Raw genomic sequence first — 16,392 nt, 5'->3', positions numbered from 1 at the left:
CCGACAACCACTTCAGTGCGCAAAATAATGCATACCGCCATCCACCGGGATCACCGCCCCGGTGATATAGCGCGCCTGCGGGGAACAAAGAAACGCGGCCAGATAGGCCATATCCTCCGGCTCACCAAAATAGCCAATCGGGATATTCTGTTCGATAAACGCCTGGCGGGCGGCCTCCGTCGGGTGCAGTTTTTCACGCACCTGCTCGCTATTAATCCGCCCGGGCTGCAGCGTATTAACCGTAACGCCTTGCGCCGCCACGTTGCCTGCCAGCCCCTTGGCCCATAGGTGCAACGCCCCCTTGGCGGCGGTGGCAGCGTTCAAACTGCGCGGCTCCATCGAGCCACTGATGTTGATCACCCGTCCCCAGCCCTGCGCCAGCATCCGGGGCAGCAACGCATGGGTTATCCGACGCGCCGGGGTAAAGTTCAGGGCAAAGGCTTCTTCCCAACCGGCATCGCCTTCGCTCAACGAGGTTGGGCGAGCCCCGCCGACCGCATTAATCACAATATCGATGGTCCCGAACTGCTGTAGCGCCAGCGCCAGCATGCTGTCGAGCGCTTGCGCATTGGTGATATCTGCCGCGATGACATAGGGCCGTATGCCACCGGCTTGCTCAACCTCATCCGCCAGGGTCTGCAAACGGTCTTCCCGGCGCGCCGTCGCCACCACAGTCACCCCCTGCGCCGCCAATACCCGAACCATGCCTGCGCCAATCCCTTCGCTGGCACCGGTCACCAACGCGATACGCCCCTGCAGATGCAAATTCATAAGATATCCTAATTGAATAATTCAATCTGGTTACAAAGATAACGCCATTGAATCACGTCCCAGTCTGTGTGAATATTCCGTAAACTCGCGGCAATACTGTGCAGGAATTCACTGATGTTCGATTGGCAGGATTTAAAACACTTCGTGGTGCTGGCACGCACCGGTTCATTGTCGGCAGCGGCACGGGAGCTGGGCTGCGATCACGCCACGGTAGGGCGTCGGGTGGCGGCACTGGAGAAAGCTCTCGGCCTGCCGCTGATCCTGCGTCTGCCACGCAGCACGCCGCTGACGCAGGACGGAAAGGTGATTGCCGGCCTGGCGACTGACATCGAAAACCAAAGCCACGCCATAGTCCGCCATGCGCGCAGCATCGGTGAAACACCGCAAACCCAGGTGCGTATCAGCGCCCCGCCGTCGATTGCCGCGCGGGTTATTGCCCCGCAGATTGCGCAATTTCACCAGACTTTTCCGCATATTACGCTGATACTCTCCGGCGAATCGGCGATCGCCGAACTGGATCGCGGTGACGCCGAAGTGGCGGTGCGCATGGTGCGGCCACAACAACCGGACCTGCTGGTACAGCGCATCGGCATGATGCGCTATGCGCTGTATGCCACGCCACAGCACGCCGCCCTGCCGGAGGCGGCGCGGACCTTCATCGGCTACGATCACCACTACCAAAACCAACCGCATCAACAGTGGCTACAGCAGCTATTGCAGGGCCGCCCGGTGGTATTTCAGGCCAGCGATCTGTTCTCGTTGCAAGAAGCCGCACGATCGGGGCTGGGAGCGGTAGTATTGCCGACGTTTGTTACCGATGGCGACCCAGACATGGTTACACTGCCCACTGCAATAGCTGCCCCGACCCGCGAGCTGTGGCTGGTCACTTACCCGGACCTGGCCCGCTCGACGGCCGTGCGTGCGGTAATGAATTTCCTGGCCGAAATCATCGGGGAAAAATGCCCACTGACACGCTAAAACATAAGGCATGCTAATTTGATACTGGACAAATCTTACGCGGCGGATTATTACTGGTCACCACAGAATGGACTTTAGGGACTGGTTGAGAGCATGACTTTGCGTACTGAATTTGGACGAATTCTGATTACCGGCGCGGGCGGCCGGGTGGCGACGGCATTCCGTCAATCGGTGGGAAATCGCTATCAACTGCGGCTGGCGGAAAAAGACCTCGGGCTGCTGACCAACCTACAGCCGAATGATGAGATCATCAGCTTCGACATTGCCGACATCGCCGCCTGCCGCGCGGCCTGCGCCGGCATCGATACCGTGTTGCATCTGGCGGCCGATCCTTCGCCTGACGCCGACTTCTGCAATTCATTGATGGATAACAACATCCTCGGCACCTTCAATATCTTCCGCGCAGCGAAGGACGCCGGTTGCAAACGCGTGGTCTTCGCCAGCAGCGCGCAGGCGGTGGAAGGTTATGCGTTGGATTACCAAATTCGGCCGCAGGACGCACCCAAACCGAAAAATCTGTACGGCGTCAGCAAGGCATTCGGCGAAGGCATCGCCGCCTATTTTGCCCATCAGGAAGGACTTTCCGCATTGTCGGTGCGCATCGCCAACTTCACCACGCTGGAACCAGGCGAGCAGCTCAGCGCTCGTGATATGAGCGCTTTTCTCAGCCACCGCGACGCCGCCGATCTGCTGGAACGTTGTCTGCGTATTGAAGGCGTACACCATGCGGTGGTGCACGGCGTTTCCAACAACCGCTATAAGCGGCTGTCGCTGGAGGAAACCAGCCAACTGCTGGGTTACTACCCACAGGACGACGCGTTTAGCATCCTCGGTTTCGGCTAAAGTTTGCTATCAATACGCTGCAGCAGATAAGGGAAAAACGGGTTGGAGGCGATGCGCATTAGCGAATCGAGGTCCACCACCAGCACCGAGCGTTCACCACGCGCAGCAAGCGTGCCGAGGCTAATACCAAACTCGCCACGCTGCACCGGGAAACGACCATAAAGCGAATCGCTTACCGGGAATGGCAACGCCACATGCGACAACGAATAAATATCCGCTGGGTAAGTCATGCCCAGCGGCTGCTCACTTACCGTCGTTGCCCCGGCTGGCGTTACGCTGGCGATCGCCTCACTGCTATCCGGTGAGGCGTTGGCAATCACCGTGGTCTGGTAGCGGCGTGGGGGCGCAGGCAGCAATTGGCTGACCGCCGCCGCCGCGTTTGGCCGCAGCAGCGGGCCGAAGTTGACCGTACGATTGACGTCAAACAGCACCAGTTCGCTGCCGTTAGCCGGCAATTCGTTGTATAACGCGCGGATCACCGCCCGGGTGCTGACGGTAGAATCCATCACCGACTGGAAGGTCAGCACCGGCGCTAATTTATCCAGCCTGCCATCACGCGCCGCACGGGCGATTTGCTGTTGCAGGCCATTACTGAGCAGATAAGACTGACGCGCTCCGTTCACCGGGAACGAGTTGTATTTGAAAGGGTTAAATTCCGGCAAGACGCCGAGCCACGCGGCCTTGGCAAACGCAGGGAACACCGCGGGCCAACCGGCAATACCGGCGAAACGGGCAAAACTGGTGACGCCAATCATCGGTGAGATCAGGATCAACCGCTGCGGTGCCGCCAATTGCGGATCGTCCAATGCATCCAGCGCGTACTTCATCGCCAGCGCACCGCCGTTGGAAAAGCCCACGATATGCAGCGGCTTGTCGCCCCCGGCCTTACTGCGCGCCTCACGTACCGCTAGCCGCGTTGCCGCCAACCAGTCTTGCCATTCAATATCGGTCAGGGCGCCCGGCACCGTGCCGTGTGCCGGCAGGCGAATGCCGACCGCCACATAACCATGCTGACGGTAGTTCTCGGCAATGTGCCGCAGGCTGTAAGGGGAATCGGTCAGGCCGTGCAACAGCACCACCGCCCCACGTGGTTCGCCCTCTGGCATCAGCTCATAGGAACGGTTCCAGTCACGGGTAAAGTGCTCCGGATACACCGGACTGCCGTCAAAATAGCGATTAAGCGGAATACGTTCGCTGGCGGAGAGTTTGTCCGTGACGTTGACCTTCACCTCATCAAACACCCGACTCTCTGCGGCCAGATAGCCCTGCCAGTCGGTGTTGTCCATTTCGGCGGCCGACAGCTCGTGTGGCACAAAGGTATGCCACGGCTCCAGCGCCGGACCGCTCTGAGTATCGTAAACGCGCACCGCAAACAGCGTGAGCAATACGGTGACAGCCACAATCGTCAGCCGTTTGGTCCATTTAATTATCGCCCTGGAAGGCATGCCCACTCCTGAATTCACGGTTATCCCAGCAGCGATTATAGAAGTTAAATGCCCGCAGGGGCAGCTCGACGATCGCCGGGCGTGACCCACCGATTTTTAGAACCTGCTCACAGAACCTGCATTTCCCCGCCATTTTGGCGGATAAAAATTGATCTGCCGACGGAATGTTTGTAGGTTTTCTGTAACGATACACTAAAACGTTACAGTGAAAGCAAAGACACAAAGTATCGTACCCGTTCCCCCTGTCCCTACAGCGTTACCCACAGGGGAAATCATCTTCACCACCAGCATCGCAGGCTGTCTGCGATCGGGAGCCAGGCTGATGAAATCACTGACATGCCGTTTAACGCCGCGTCTGCTTATCACACTGTTATTTATGCTGTTTATCTTGCCACTGCGCGCCAATGCCGCCGAAGTTAGTCTGAGGGTATATTCATCGCTACCCGACGATGGTTACTCCGCGCACGCCATCTGGTTTCACCGCTTCAAACAAAATCTGGACCAGCGCCTGCCGGGCAAAATCGCCCTTAATTACTTCCCGAACGGCATGCTTGGTAAAGAGGCCGATGCGGTCCAACAGGTACGTATCGGCGCGATCGACATGACTATCTCCGGGACTTCCATCTGGGGCACGCTGGTGCCGGAAATCGGCGTGCTGGATCTGGGCTATCTGTTTGACGACAACCAGCAACTGGGTCAGGCGCTGGATGGCCAGGCGGGCCAACTGCTGAGCGCCCTGCTGGCCAAGCAAAGCAATATCAAGGTGCTGGGCTATGGTTTCAGCCTGGGCGCACGCAACATTTACAGTAAAAAACCGCTGCAGTCACCGCAGGACCTCAACCGGATGAAAGTACGCGTACTGCCGGCCCCCAACTTTATCGCCACGCTAAAAAGCATGGGTGCCACGGCGATCCCGATGCCCGGCGGTGAGGTTTACTCCGCACTGCAAATGGGAGTGATCGACGGTGTGGAACATGACGCCGCCACGGTCTTCACCAGCAAGTATTACGAGATTGCCAAATACGCCACGCTGACCCGCCATATCTACAACCCGATTGTCGCCACCATCAGCCAGGCGGCGTTCCAACGCATCCCGCAACCGCTGCAAGCCGACTTCTTGGCGGCAGCCAGCGAAGCAACGGTTTATGAACGCAAAATCGCAGCGGAAAAAGAAATTCAGGCGATGGACAAACTGAAAGCCGCCGGTGTGATCTTTACCGAAACCGACCGCGACTATTTCCGCCGGCAAACGCTGCCGCTACAGGCGGCATTTAGCGGGAAATACCCACAGGCCAAAGCGGTGCTGGATGCCATTCATGCCACAGCGCAGCCCTAACGCACGCCTGGCGGAGGATTTGCTATGACCCTTCCTGTAACCCTTGAAATGAGCGTAAAAAAAGTGGCCATCCTGACGCAGTTAAGCCGCGGTCTGACCCGCTTTACCGCCTGGGGTGGCGCACTGGCGCTGCTGATCAACGTGGTGGTGGTATTCGCCTCGGTGATTTGGCGCTACGCGCTGCACAGCCCGATTGAATGGGCGGAAGAAGTGGCGCGCGCGCTGATGGTAACGCTGGTGTTCTTCGGCGTCGCCACCTCCACTGGGCGTGGCCGACACATCGGCGTCGATCTGTTCCTGCGCTGGCTGCCCGCGGTAGCCCGGCCGTACGTGGTGCATGCCAGCCGTTGGGTGCTGGTACTGGTGGCGCTGGGCCTGACGGTGTCCAGCTTCAGCCTGGTGGGTATTTCACTGCCACAGACCACCGAACACGGTCTGCCACAGGCGATCTTCGTGGTTCCGGTGTTCATCGGCGCGGCAGTGATGCTGGTCAGCGCGCTCGATCACGCCTGCCAGGCACCGTTGAAAGTAGTGTTAATCAGCGCCGCCGCCGTCGCTCTTCTGGGCGGCACTGGCTACCTCAGCCTGCATGCCCCGCTGGGGTTCAGCTCGCTGCCCGCCGCGCTGATGCTGGCCTGCTTTATCCTGGGCATCATCTCCGGCGTGCCAATCGCCTTTACCCTGGGCATGTCGGCTATGGTGTTCTTTCTTAGCGATCCGTCGCTTCCATTCGTGTTCTTTGCCCAGCAGGTGACCGCCGGCGTCGATCATTTTGTGCTGTTAGCCATTCCGTTCTTTCTGCTGGCCGGTGCGGTGATGGAGGTCAACGGCATGTCGTCACGGCTGGTTGAGCTGATCGTGCGCGGCATGGGGCGTTATCGCGGTGGCCTGAATATGACCACGATTGTATCGATGGCCTTCTTCTCGGGTATTTCCGGCTCCAAACTGGCAGACGTCGCCACGGTCGGCGGCGTGCTGATGCCCGCGGTACGCCGGGCACGCCAACCGGCCGCAGAGTCTGCCGGGGTGTTCGCCGCCTCGGCGATCATGGCGGAAACCATCCCCCCCTGCGTCAATCTGATCGTGATGGGCTTTATCGCCAATATTTCGATTGGCGCACTGTTTATCGCCGGCCTGATCCCAGCGCTGTGCCTGCTGGTGTTGCTGCTGATTGCCGCCGTGATCTTCGGCAAGCGCATCAACGTCGATGACGCCTACCCGGTGCGAATGCCAACCCGCCAACTGCTGATCGGTGCCGCCGTCGGGCTGGTGATGATTTTGATGATCGGCAAGGGCGTGGTGGCCGGTATCGCCACCTCCACCGAGATTTCCGCCTTTGCCGTGGTTTACGCCATCGTGGTCGGTCGGCTGGCCTTTGGGGAACTGACCCTGAAAGCCACGGTGAAACTGTTCGTCGACACCGCCGCGCTGTCCGGCATGCTGTTGTTTATCGTCGCCTGCGCCACCAGTTTGTCCTTCGCTCTGACCATCGAGATGATCCCGCAGCAGTGCGCGCAACTGTTGGTCGCCATCGGCGCGGACTACGGCCCGTGGCTGTTTCTGCTGCTGTCGATTGTCATCCTGATTATTTTCGGCGCGGTGCTGGAGGGGGCCCCGGCACTGATTATCTTTGCCCCGATCCTGGTCCCTATCGCCACCCAGCTCGGCTTCAACCCGCTGCACTACGCCATTGTGATGATTCTGGCGATGGGCTTCGGCCTGTTTTCCCCGCCGATCGGCCTGGGCCTGTATACCACCTGCGCCATTTGCGGAGTACCGATGCAGGACGTGATTAAACCTATGGCCAAGTACCTGCTGATCATCTTGCTCGGCATCATTGTTATCGCGCTGTTCCCGGCGCTCACCACCTGGCTGCCCACGCGGCTGGGCTACTGATTTTCTCAAGCAAGGAGTCACACCATGTTCTCTGATTTAACCAACAAACGCGTGTTGATCACCGGTTCCACCGCCGGTATCGGATTGGCAACCGCCGCCCTGTTCGCCCAACACGGCGCCAGGGTGGGGATTAACGGCATGCGCAGCGAACCGCCGGCAGAAATCGCCGCCTTCCCCGGTGAATGCGCGTTCTTCTCCGCCGACCTATCGCGTTCCGCCGGCTGTGAAGCGTTGGTGGAAGCCTTTGTCGCCCGCTTCGGCGGCATCGACATCCTGATCAATAACGCCGGTGGGCTGGGCGGGCGCAACGGGCTGGAAGCGATAGATGACGAGTTCTTTGATCGAGTGATGGATCTGAACTGCCGTTCGGCGCTGATGGTAACCAAATTCGCTATCCCTCACCTGCGCGCTTCGGCACGCGAGAGCGGCGCTACCGCCAGCGTGATCAGCACCGGCTCCATCGCTGCACGCGAAGGTGGCGGCATCGGCGCCGGTCTGTATGCCAGCGCCAAAGCCTGGTTGCACAATATTCATCGCAACTGGGTGAAGGAGTTCACCCAGGACAACATCCGTTTCAATATCGTGTCGCCGGGCAGCATCGACACCGCCTTCCATCAGGGTAAAAGTGAAGAAGTGCTGGGCAAGATGTGCGCCTCGATCCCGATGGGCCGCTTTGGTCGCAGCGAGGAAGTGGCACCCACTTACCTGTTCCTGGCATCGCATAACTGCAGCGGCTACATCACCGGGCAGATTATCGACGTCAACGGCGGGCAGATTGCGCCCTAAGGGTCTGTGACTCACTTTCGGCCGCGTGATAAAGTCGGGGTAATGGGCTAATGCAAAACGGGAATGTAATGGCGAATATACGTGATGTGGCACGTCATGCCGGAGTGTCGGTCAGTACGGTTTCCAACGTGCTGAACGGCCGGGTCGATCAGATGCGCAAGGATACGCTGACCCGTATCGAACAGGCGATGGCGGCGCTGCAGTACCAACCGAACCGTGCGGCGCAGCAGCTCAAAACCGGGCAGGTCAAAATGCTTGGCCTGCTGGTGCCTTCGATCGTCAACCCCAGCTTCGCCGCACTGGTACGTGAGATTGAGCTGGCGGCCAAGCAAAACTACGGCTATCAGGTGTTGCTGGGCGATACCCATCGCCAGCAGGAAGAGGAGATCCGCTTTCTCGACGATTTGCTGGCGTTAGGCATCCGCGGCGTGGTGGTGGCCTCCACCTTTTACGATCGCCCCCATTTCCGTGAGGCTCTGAAACGCGGCCTGGTGATGATTAACTACGACGAACGTGCCCTGACGGCCCCAGGTGAAACGGCGCTGCCGATCGACAGCGTGTCGATGGACAATAGCGCCGCAGGCAACATGGCGGCCCGGCATCTGATCGCCCAGGGCTGTCGCCGTATCGCTTTCGCCACCGCCTCCGGCATGACCAGCAGCCGCGCCAACAAGATTGCCGGCTACCGGCAGGCACTGGAGGCGGCCGGGCTGCCGGTCAGGGTGATCGAAGGCAAAGCGCAGTTCGCCTACGGCGATGCCGAAATGGCCGAACTGGGGAAAACGCTGGCTGAGCAGATCTGCCAGAGTGAACCCCGGCCGGACGGCGTGGTAGCGCTGAACGACATGCTGGCCATCGGCATGATTTCCGCCTTCCAGCGGCTCGGTGTGCGGGTGCCGGAGGATATCTCGGTTGTCGGCATCGATAACATGTTTCTGTCCGAACTGTTCAACCCGGCGCTCAGCTCTGTGGCGCCACCGCTGCGTGAGATGGCGGTAAAAATTGTCGATCGGCTGATCGGCCGGTTAGAAAACCCTGAATTGCCGGTGGAGGAGTTTTTATTTGCTCCCAGCCTGGTGTGCCGCCAGTCGGTCATTAACGCGTAATCCCCGGCGGGGTCGCTGCCCCGCCCTCATTCACATGAAACTCCTGGCTGCGCTGAGGCGCGGCGGGGCTTCGCTGCGCCCAAATCGCAGCAGGAGATTAAAAATGAATAATGAATCTTGCGTTTACTGCCATCCAACCGATGAAATCGTGCTGTGGCAAAACCCGCTGTGCCGGGCGATATTCATCGCCGACAGCCCCTTCCCGGGCTGGTGCCGGGTGGTTTGGCATGAACATATCGCCGAACTGAGCGATTTACGCGACGACCAACGCAACAGCATCATGGCGGTGGTGGCGCAGGTTGAGGCGCAGCTGCGGCAATTGCTGACGCCGGCGAAGATCAATATCGCCAGCCTGGGCACCGCGCTACCGCATTTGCATTGGCATATCATCCCGCGTTACCTCGACGATTCGCACTTCCCGGAACCGGTCTGGAGCACGGCGCTGCGGGCACCAACGACGAAAACGCTGCCGGAGAATTTTATTGAATTAATGCAGGAGCGGCTGGCGATAACGCTGGGGGCATGATACTACGCCGGGCGATGCCCGGCGTTTTCAACTTGATTACGGCTTTTCGGAGATTTTGCGCAGGTATTCGTTATTTTTAAACGCAATAATGATCATTTCAAAGCAGACGCGAGTAAACACGCCGCCGATGATGATCGCGAACAGACCACGGAAAAACTCACCGTAGAACATCGCACCAATCCCGCCAACAATAATGCTCAGCAGGCACAGCCAGTAGACACCGGTGATGATTTTCGGTGTCAGCATCGCATCAAAAAAGAAAATGTTTTTCATTGTAAATCCTTCCTTAGGCCAGTATTTAATTATCCCAGAGGCGCCACATGGGTGCGGCAAGCCTTTTTGTCACGCCGGTTATGATAGCGAGTAACACGATGAAAAGCGCCCAGAAATCAGCACGCCATTACATAAGGGTTGAGGATGTTTAACAAAACAGGCAACAAAATACTCGGCGGTTTGGCGGCGTTGCTGCTTTTCAGCCAAAGCGCACTGGCGCAGGAAACGCTGATCTTCGTGCGGCACGGGGAGAAGCCCGCCAACAACAGCGGGCAGTTAACCTGCAAAGGGCTGAACCGCGCACTGGCACTGCCGGACGTGTTGCTGAAGCGCTACGGCAAACCGGACTACATTTTTGCCGCCGGGCCGAAGGAAAACAAGCTCGGCAGTTCACTGCGGGCGCTGTCGACCATCATGCCCACCGCCGTGCGCGTCGGGCTGCCGATTGGCATTCAGTTCCACGCCGATGACATCAATGGGCTGCAACAGGAGCTGCTCAGCGAGCAATACCAAAACTCACGCATTTTCATCGCCTGGGAACACAAGAATCTCGATAAGGCAGTGAAGGCCATCGTGGCCGCACGCGGCGGTGACGCCAATTTGGTGCCAAAATGGCCGGGCAGCGACTTCGACAGTATCTTTGTGGTGACGCTGGATCAGGACAAGGTTTCATTCAGGCAGGAAAGTGAGGGTCTGACGCAGTTGGCGGAGACCTGCCCTGCTGCGGGATAAAGCCAAACCGCCTTTGGCGGGTTCGGTGAGATGACATAAGGGAGTCTCATCGGGCCTGACTCATTTTATCTGGCTGCTGACGGCGTCATAAGCCCCAACTCAACACCCAACCGAATCGCCTGCCGGGCGTTACTGACGCCAAGTTTAACCACAATATTTCTCATATGAAACTTCACCGTACTCGGGGAAATACTGGCGATGGCGGCAATCTCGCCATAGGTTTTCCCCATACTGGCCCAATACAGCACCTCACTCTCCCGTGGGGTAAAAATGGGTTTTTCCGTATCCGCATGATGCTTCCGCCGGTTGGATGAGACCGATCCTGCGAGACGGTACATTTGTTCATTGATATCGATCAGCAACATTTGCATGGCTCCGCGATCTGATGAGATCCGCTTTTCCAGATCCTCTTCTCCACTGCCGCCGAGGATAACCGATAACAATGCCAGGCTATTCATAGAGTCGTGCAACACAAAGGTGAAGCCGTTAACAATGTTGTAGCACCTGGAAAGGCAAAAAATCTTATCTGACATCAGGGTGATATTTTCGTCCCAGACAAAGGGCGAGCTGCGCTTGAACGCGGTCAGTACCACCGGGTCAGTGAGCTGGAAATTGTTGGTGCGGTAGAGATCTACCCATTCTTCAGGATAACTGGAAATAATAAGCACATCTGACGGATCTTTTTTTCTAATCACCGTGTAGGCGAATTCAGGGCTACCGAGTGAGGACAACTTTCGGTCGATATGCCCTCTGAGCGTTTCCGTTATTGTTTGATTTTCACTGAAGGAAGAAAACATACAGGCTCCGTGGCAGTCTGACTTGGTCCATTTAGTGAGAAAACCTGCACTTATGTAGAGGTACGAACTGCACTTAAGTTCAGGTTATGAATCAGGCACTCTGTCTTATAATGAACCGCGTTAGGCGAAGAGTAAAAAACTGCTCTGCAAGATCAGGTAGGTCACTCAGCCAACACCAGGGAAACTATTCCGGTCAGACAGAATAGACAAAAAGTCACTGCTGGCCGGGATCCTCAATTTAACCCTGCTAATTTATCCTTTCAAATTCATCTTCGCCAAGGCCGCAGGTCACCAATGCATCTCCATTGGGTTGCTTTACCCTCTTAAGCAGACAAGCGACGATCATGGTCAACGAAAACCTTGCTGATCAGAGGGGCGGGAATTGCTGTGCGTTGAGCCTGTTTTGTCTTTCTCACTTCAAACATTTATCAATATAACAAGGCTCCACTTCAGAATAATAAACAACTTAAATCATTTCAAAAAATATATTGGAATTGAACATTATCGCTCTAAAAATTAAGCCGCCTCCTCAGGAAGCGGCTTTTTTATACTGCGCTAATGGTCCAGATAGAGATAGTGCATCCAGCTGGTCATGCGTAGCAGTACCTTGCGCATGACCGCCACGTGGGTAAAGTGGTCGGAATAAACTGCCACCTGCGAAAAAATGCCGTCAGGTAATTCATCGATTTCACTGTTGGGTGCCAGCTCAATCACCGCCAGCACACCATCACTGCCGGCAGCCACACTCAGCGATTGTAGCGTCCCTTGCGCCTGGTAAGACCCGCCGGGGACTACCGGCAGAATTCTGATCAATTTACCGGGGAATACCTGGCCGGGAAATGCATTAAACACCACTTCGGCTTCGTCGCCGGCCTTAAGACGCAGCAACGAGTTTTGGCGGAACTGAGCAATGATTTGCCGTTTTTGCTCAGGAATAAACACCATCACCGGCCGCAGCGGAATTGCCGCGGCGTAGGTCCCTGGGCGGATCAGCACCTGGGTCACGTAACCGTCGCTGGGAGCGCGTATCACCGTTTGATCAAGATTATATTTGGCCTCTGCCAACTGCGCCCTGAGGCTAACGATTTGAGACTGTTCCCCGTTAATCACACTGTCTAACTGACTTTTTATTTGCGCTTGCTCCGCCACGGAACCTTTTACCAGCGCATCTTGCGCCAGATAGTTCTGCCGGGCGTTATCAATATCACTTTCCGAAAATGGATTGACCTTGGCCTGGCTGCCTCTGACATAACGCTGATAGTCTTTATATAACCGGTCGCGCTCTGCACTAACCCGAGATGTGTTGGCAATCGCTTCATCGAGCTGCCCTTTAAGCACCTGAGTATTATTAATCTCGGTGACCAAATCAGCCTGAAGTCGATTGACCCGAGCCTGATAGCGTGCGGGATCTAATTTAAACAGCACTTCACCTTTTTTTATTAATACGTTTTGCTTCTCGGTTACTTCGCTAACCACGCCCGTCACCTGTGGCGTAATAGGGATTGAAATAACCGCTTTCTGCGCCAAATAAGTATAGGGGTGGTTATAATTCATTAGCAGAATTAACGCCCCAATTAAAAACACCCCACCTAATGCAGCCGTGGGCACGGTCCATTTATTGACCGGTATTTTGAAAATCTTAAATATGGACCAGGCAAAAGCGACATAAGTCAGGATAATGAGCAGATCCATGGTGGCTACTCCGAAGGCGGCGTTTTATGACTCGCCAGTTTCAACTCCAGCTCCGCCACACGTTGCTGCAACTGTGCGAACGACGCCTCCTGACCTTGCATACCCCAACCACGCTCGGGGCGATATAAAGTAGCCCATATCCATAAAAACGGCCAGATCACGTGCAGAGTAAATAAACTTACCCAGCCCGCGACATGGATAGCATCGGCATGCGGATGGTTGCGTGCCTTGGCAATAAGATAGGGAATATCATGCAGAATAATAATCCCATAGAAAATAATAAGGAAAACCAGAATAAGTACACCCAACGCGAAGTAATTAAGAAACATAACTGCCTCTCATTTGCGGAACCCGTGTTCACTGGTAAAGATAGACGCGTTTTTAGCTTTTTGTGCTAAAACTGGATAAGTTTATTTCGGCGGGTGTACCTTATAGAAAATGAACCAAAATAGATAACAACGGCACTTTGATTTTATGGGATTTTTAGGTTTAAGCGGAAGAACCGTTACCACTCTGACGAGTAGCACAAACCATCCAGTAATAATGATTATTATTAAAGGTAAACTCATTCAAAACCTGGAGCCCCAGTTTACGCGTATGTGCCGCATAAGAGCGTGGGTTAATTTTATTCACAAATGTGACCAAGACATCAAAACGCGATGACATTTGTTTTAATGCAAACGCAAACAGCGCTTCAAGCACCCCGCTGCCCCGAACCGAAACGTCGACACAGATCGGCCCGTATTGGTAAGAGTTCTCCACCGTCAACACCTGGCCGGCAAACTCACATTCTCCCAATCTGCCAATCATGTGCTCAAATAAAGGCCAGGGTGCCCAAAACTGCCAGGAAGCGGCCATCACGAACGCGACAATCTTACCTTCCCGCCTGGCGACAAACAGCCCTTGTTCTTGCTCGATCAACGCGACCATTTGCTCATAGGTCAGCAAAGTGGTCACAAAACCATCTTTCTTGTCTTCCTCACTGATGGTTGCTACCTGATACCGCTTGAGCAGTTCAGTCACTTGTTCAATATCAGCCACATTGGCCACACTCAATTCCATACAACCCTCCTCGAAAGTCAAAAATAGCCCAGTTTTTTTAGAAATTTATCATTGCAGTAAAAATTAATTCTCTGTATCCCATTAAAGTTATCCTTTGATGAATAACAAACGGCGCAGTCACAGGAATATAAACCCCGGTAATTCATCAACCCGAACTGACAAACTTTCTGCGAATTAACACGTTGAATTCATTATTTCCAAGCCTTGCTAGCTAAACTACTATCAAAGTAATCTGTTTTATACGTACAGATCAGAGCGATATGGAGTGGAACAGATGCCGATGGAGCAGACGGAAGCGGGAAGACAGGGCAGCCTGTACCGTCAGATTGCCGAACAGATCAAACAGGCAATCCACGCAGGATTTTTACCTGCCAATACACGTTTGCCGTCGGTAAGAACGCTGGCCACTCAATACAACATCAGTCTGACAACCGCACTTAAAACCTTGCGTACCCTGGAAGATGAGCATTACGCCGTAGCCAAACCCAAATCCGGTTTTTTTGTCGCACCAAGACGGCATTCACTGCAAAAGGACGCCGTTATGGTGGAACAGCCACGTGAGATTGCGCCGCTGGATGAACAAACCGAACTGCACATGGCAATGGTGGGGGAAGATTGCCGCGTTCGTCTGGATCTGGCTAATGGTGATAGCTCTTTGTACCCCATCAAAAAACTGAGTTTGATCATGCGCCAGCTGGGTTATAGCAAGCCATTTTTGCTTGGTGATACGGTCAAAGGCTCTGGCTATGCGCCGTTAAAAACAGAAATTGCCCGACGAGCGATAGACTACGGCTGCAACATCAACCCGGATAACATTTTAGTGACCAACGGCTGCGTGGAGGCACTGTCGCTCTCGCTGATGGCGACAGTAAAACCGGGAGATGCGGTTGCCGTTGAATCGCCCTGCTATTTCGTTTTATTGCAAATGTTGCGTCATCTCAAACTACGCGTGATTGAGGTTGAAACGGGTAACGAAGGCTATGTTGATAGCGAAAAGCTGGTTGCGCTGTTCCAGAGAAAAGCGGTGAAGGTGTTTGTCACCCTCGCCAATGTTAATAACCCTCTGGGCAAAACCATACCGAACGAGAAAAAAGCTCACATCGCGCGGCAGGCCGATGAAAACGGTGTGATTATTATTGAAGATGACACCTTTGGCGACATCGCCTTTGGTGTTCAACGACCATTTCCCATGCGAGCCTTTAGCCCCAATGTCATCCTGTGCAGCGGTTTCTCTAAAACCGTGGCCCCTGGCATGCGTATCGGTTGGGTTCACAGCAACCATTACATGCGAAAAATCACCTCGCTAAAATACACCTCGACCATGGGTTCACCCATATTGCCGCAGGCTACCATTGCCGAATTACTGAGCAATGGCGGATACGACGCCCATCTGCGCAAGCTCAGGCATAAGTTGGCTAACCTGGTGAACAAAATCCGTCAGGTAGTGCTTCTAGCATTCCCCCCGGGTACAAAAGTCTCTGAGCCTGAAGGCGGTTATGTGCTGTGGGTGGAAATGCCGAAGAATGCCTTGAACGTACGTTCACTGTTTATCAAGGCGCGTAATGCCGGGATCGGTATCGCCCCCGGGCATATTTTTGCCACGGATAACCGCTACGATCACTGTTTCCGACTGAATGCAGGCTTTGGTTATAACGATGAAGTTGAACAGGCGATCGCCCAGCTTGGGCAATGGTGTACTCAATCACTTGTGGGGCATGAAGGGGGTTGATTGGCGGAAGATCACAGGAGTGACAAACAAACATTATCATATTGATATAATTTATATTTTTTAATAAAAAAATTCACTTTATACACCTGACTATACACAAACAGCGCCATGAACAATTTTGACTCAGGCCCTGCAAATCGGCGCTGCCCATAAAAAAGATTTATGGAGAAACAGGTCACAGTAGTCACTTTTAATTTAAAATGTTACAAATCAATAAATTACATGGTGAATGGTTATCTAAAACTATACATAACCGTTCACTTTAGAGTGAATAGCGCCACCGCCCAGATATAGGTCACAGCAACGCACTAGACCTAATTCGGCGCTGTAACCGCGAACAGACGGTTGAGATGGGTCGGTGATTCAATGTGCTCATTGCCTCCACGTTCATATTTATAAGCCGACACCTGTAAATGCACA

At 54.9% G+C, this 16,392-nt stretch carries 16 protein-coding genes; 9 read left to right on the top strand and 7 right to left on the bottom strand.

What is annotated here, in order from left to right; genetic code table 11:
• Positions 1 to 12: 12 nt before the first annotated feature.
• Complete coding sequence (locus SERS4_RS0101210; protein WP_017891228.1) at positions 13 to 771, bottom strand: SDR family NAD(P)-dependent oxidoreductase; 759 nt, start codon at positions 769 to 771, stop codon at positions 13 to 15.
• A 114-nt stretch (positions 772 to 885) separates the two neighbouring features.
• On the opposite strand from SERS4_RS0101210, the gene SERS4_RS0101205 reads away from it, so the two are divergent.
• Positions 886 to 1,749, top strand: a complete 864-nt coding sequence (locus SERS4_RS0101205; protein ID WP_017891227.1) for a LysR family transcriptional regulator — start codon at positions 886 to 888, stop codon at positions 1,747 to 1,749.
• Between the two features lie 93 nt (positions 1,750 to 1,842).
• Complete coding sequence (locus SERS4_RS0101200) at positions 1,843 to 2,592, top strand: NAD(P)-dependent oxidoreductase (RefSeq protein WP_012004598.1); 750 nt, start codon at positions 1,843 to 1,845, stop codon at positions 2,590 to 2,592.
• On the opposite strand, the gene SERS4_RS0101195 is transcribed toward SERS4_RS0101200, so the two are convergent.
• Positions 2,589 to 4,037, bottom strand: coding sequence for a carboxylesterase (locus SERS4_RS0101195; protein WP_012004597.1), 1,449 nt, complete (start codon positions 4,035 to 4,037; stop codon positions 2,589 to 2,591). The two genes, SERS4_RS0101200 and SERS4_RS0101195, sit on opposite strands and share 4 nt — an antisense overlap.
• 322 nt (positions 4,038 to 4,359) lie before the next feature.
• Between SERS4_RS0101195 and SERS4_RS0101190 the strand changes: the two genes are divergently transcribed.
• From SERS4_RS0101190 to SERS4_RS0101170, 5 genes are all read left to right on the top strand, one after another.
• Positions 4,360 to 5,373 carry a TRAP transporter substrate-binding protein gene (locus SERS4_RS0101190; protein WP_017891226.1) on the top strand — a complete coding sequence of 338 codons (1,014 nt, stop codon included), beginning with the start codon at positions 4,360 to 4,362 and terminating at the stop codon, positions 5,371 to 5,373.
• Between the two features lie 24 nt (positions 5,374 to 5,397).
• Positions 5,398 to 7,269: a TRAP transporter large permease subunit gene (locus SERS4_RS0101185; protein ID WP_051071206.1), complete on the top strand. Its 1,872-nt coding sequence runs from the start codon at positions 5,398 to 5,400 to the stop codon at positions 7,267 to 7,269.
• A 24-nt stretch (positions 7,270 to 7,293) separates the two neighbouring features.
• Entirely contained in the window at positions 7,294 to 8,055 is a 762-nt protein-coding gene (locus tag SERS4_RS0101180; protein WP_012004594.1) for an SDR family NAD(P)-dependent oxidoreductase, read from the top strand.
• 68 nt (positions 8,056 to 8,123) lie between these two features.
• Positions 8,124 to 9,161 (top strand): LacI family DNA-binding transcriptional regulator, encoded by a 1,038-nt coding sequence (locus SERS4_RS0101175; RefSeq protein ID WP_017891224.1) that lies wholly within the window; start codon positions 8,124 to 8,126, stop codon positions 9,159 to 9,161.
• Positions 9,162 to 9,264: 103 nt separating this feature from the next.
• Positions 9,265 to 9,687 (top strand): HIT family protein, encoded by a 423-nt coding sequence (locus SERS4_RS0101170; RefSeq protein ID WP_017891223.1) that lies wholly within the window; start codon positions 9,265 to 9,267, stop codon positions 9,685 to 9,687.
• 36 nt (positions 9,688 to 9,723) lie between these two features.
• Here SERS4_RS0101170 and SERS4_RS0101165 read toward each other — a convergent pair whose 3' ends face one another.
• Positions 9,724 to 9,960, bottom strand: coding sequence for a DUF4282 domain-containing protein (locus SERS4_RS0101165; RefSeq protein WP_012004591.1), 237 nt, complete (start codon positions 9,958 to 9,960; stop codon positions 9,724 to 9,726).
• 144 nt (positions 9,961 to 10,104) lie between these two features.
• Between SERS4_RS0101165 and SERS4_RS0101160 the strand changes: the two genes are divergently transcribed.
• On the top strand, positions 10,105 to 10,692 hold the full coding sequence (locus tag SERS4_RS0101160; RefSeq protein ID WP_017891222.1) for a histidine phosphatase family protein: 588 nt from the start codon (positions 10,105 to 10,107) through the stop codon (positions 10,690 to 10,692).
• A 65-nt stretch (positions 10,693 to 10,757) separates the two neighbouring features.
• Here the strand turns inward: SERS4_RS0101160 and SERS4_RS0101155 are convergent, their stop codons facing one another.
• The 4 genes from SERS4_RS0101155 to SERS4_RS0101140 all read right to left on the bottom strand — a co-directional run bounded on the left by SERS4_RS0101155 (position 10,758) and on the right by SERS4_RS0101140 (position 14,243).
• On the bottom strand, positions 10,758 to 11,489 hold the full coding sequence (locus SERS4_RS0101155; RefSeq protein ID WP_017891221.1) for a LuxR family transcriptional regulator: 732 nt from the start codon (positions 11,487 to 11,489) through the stop codon (positions 10,758 to 10,760).
• A gap of 555 nt (positions 11,490 to 12,044) precedes the next feature.
• Positions 12,045 to 13,181, bottom strand: a complete 1,137-nt coding sequence (locus tag SERS4_RS0101150) for an HlyD family secretion protein (RefSeq protein WP_012004588.1) — start codon at positions 13,179 to 13,181, stop codon at positions 12,045 to 12,047.
• Positions 13,182 to 13,186: 5 nt separating this feature from the next.
• Complete coding sequence (locus SERS4_RS0101145; protein ID WP_017891220.1) at positions 13,187 to 13,510, bottom strand: DUF3302 domain-containing protein; 324 nt, start codon at positions 13,508 to 13,510, stop codon at positions 13,187 to 13,189.
• A 160-nt stretch (positions 13,511 to 13,670) separates the two neighbouring features.
• Positions 13,671 to 14,243: a GNAT family N-acetyltransferase gene (locus SERS4_RS0101140; RefSeq protein WP_017891219.1), complete on the bottom strand. Its 573-nt coding sequence runs from the start codon at positions 14,241 to 14,243 to the stop codon at positions 13,671 to 13,673.
• Positions 14,244 to 14,517: 274 nt separating this feature from the next.
• Between SERS4_RS0101140 and SERS4_RS0101135 the strand changes: the two genes are divergently transcribed.
• The gene (locus SERS4_RS0101135) at positions 14,518 to 15,972 is read left to right on the top strand and encodes a PLP-dependent aminotransferase family protein (protein WP_017891218.1); all 1,455 of its coding nucleotides are present in this window, start codon (positions 14,518 to 14,520) and stop codon (positions 15,970 to 15,972) included.
• Positions 15,973 to 16,392 lie beyond the last annotated feature (420 nt).

The sequence above is a fragment of the Serratia sp. S4 genome, from assembly GCF_000347995.1.
GTDB lineage: Bacteria > Pseudomonadota > Gammaproteobacteria > Enterobacterales > Enterobacteriaceae > Serratia > Serratia quinivorans.
The sequence above is the reverse complement of the archived record's forward strand: the minus strand, read 5'-3'. Positions and strand labels throughout refer to the sequence as shown.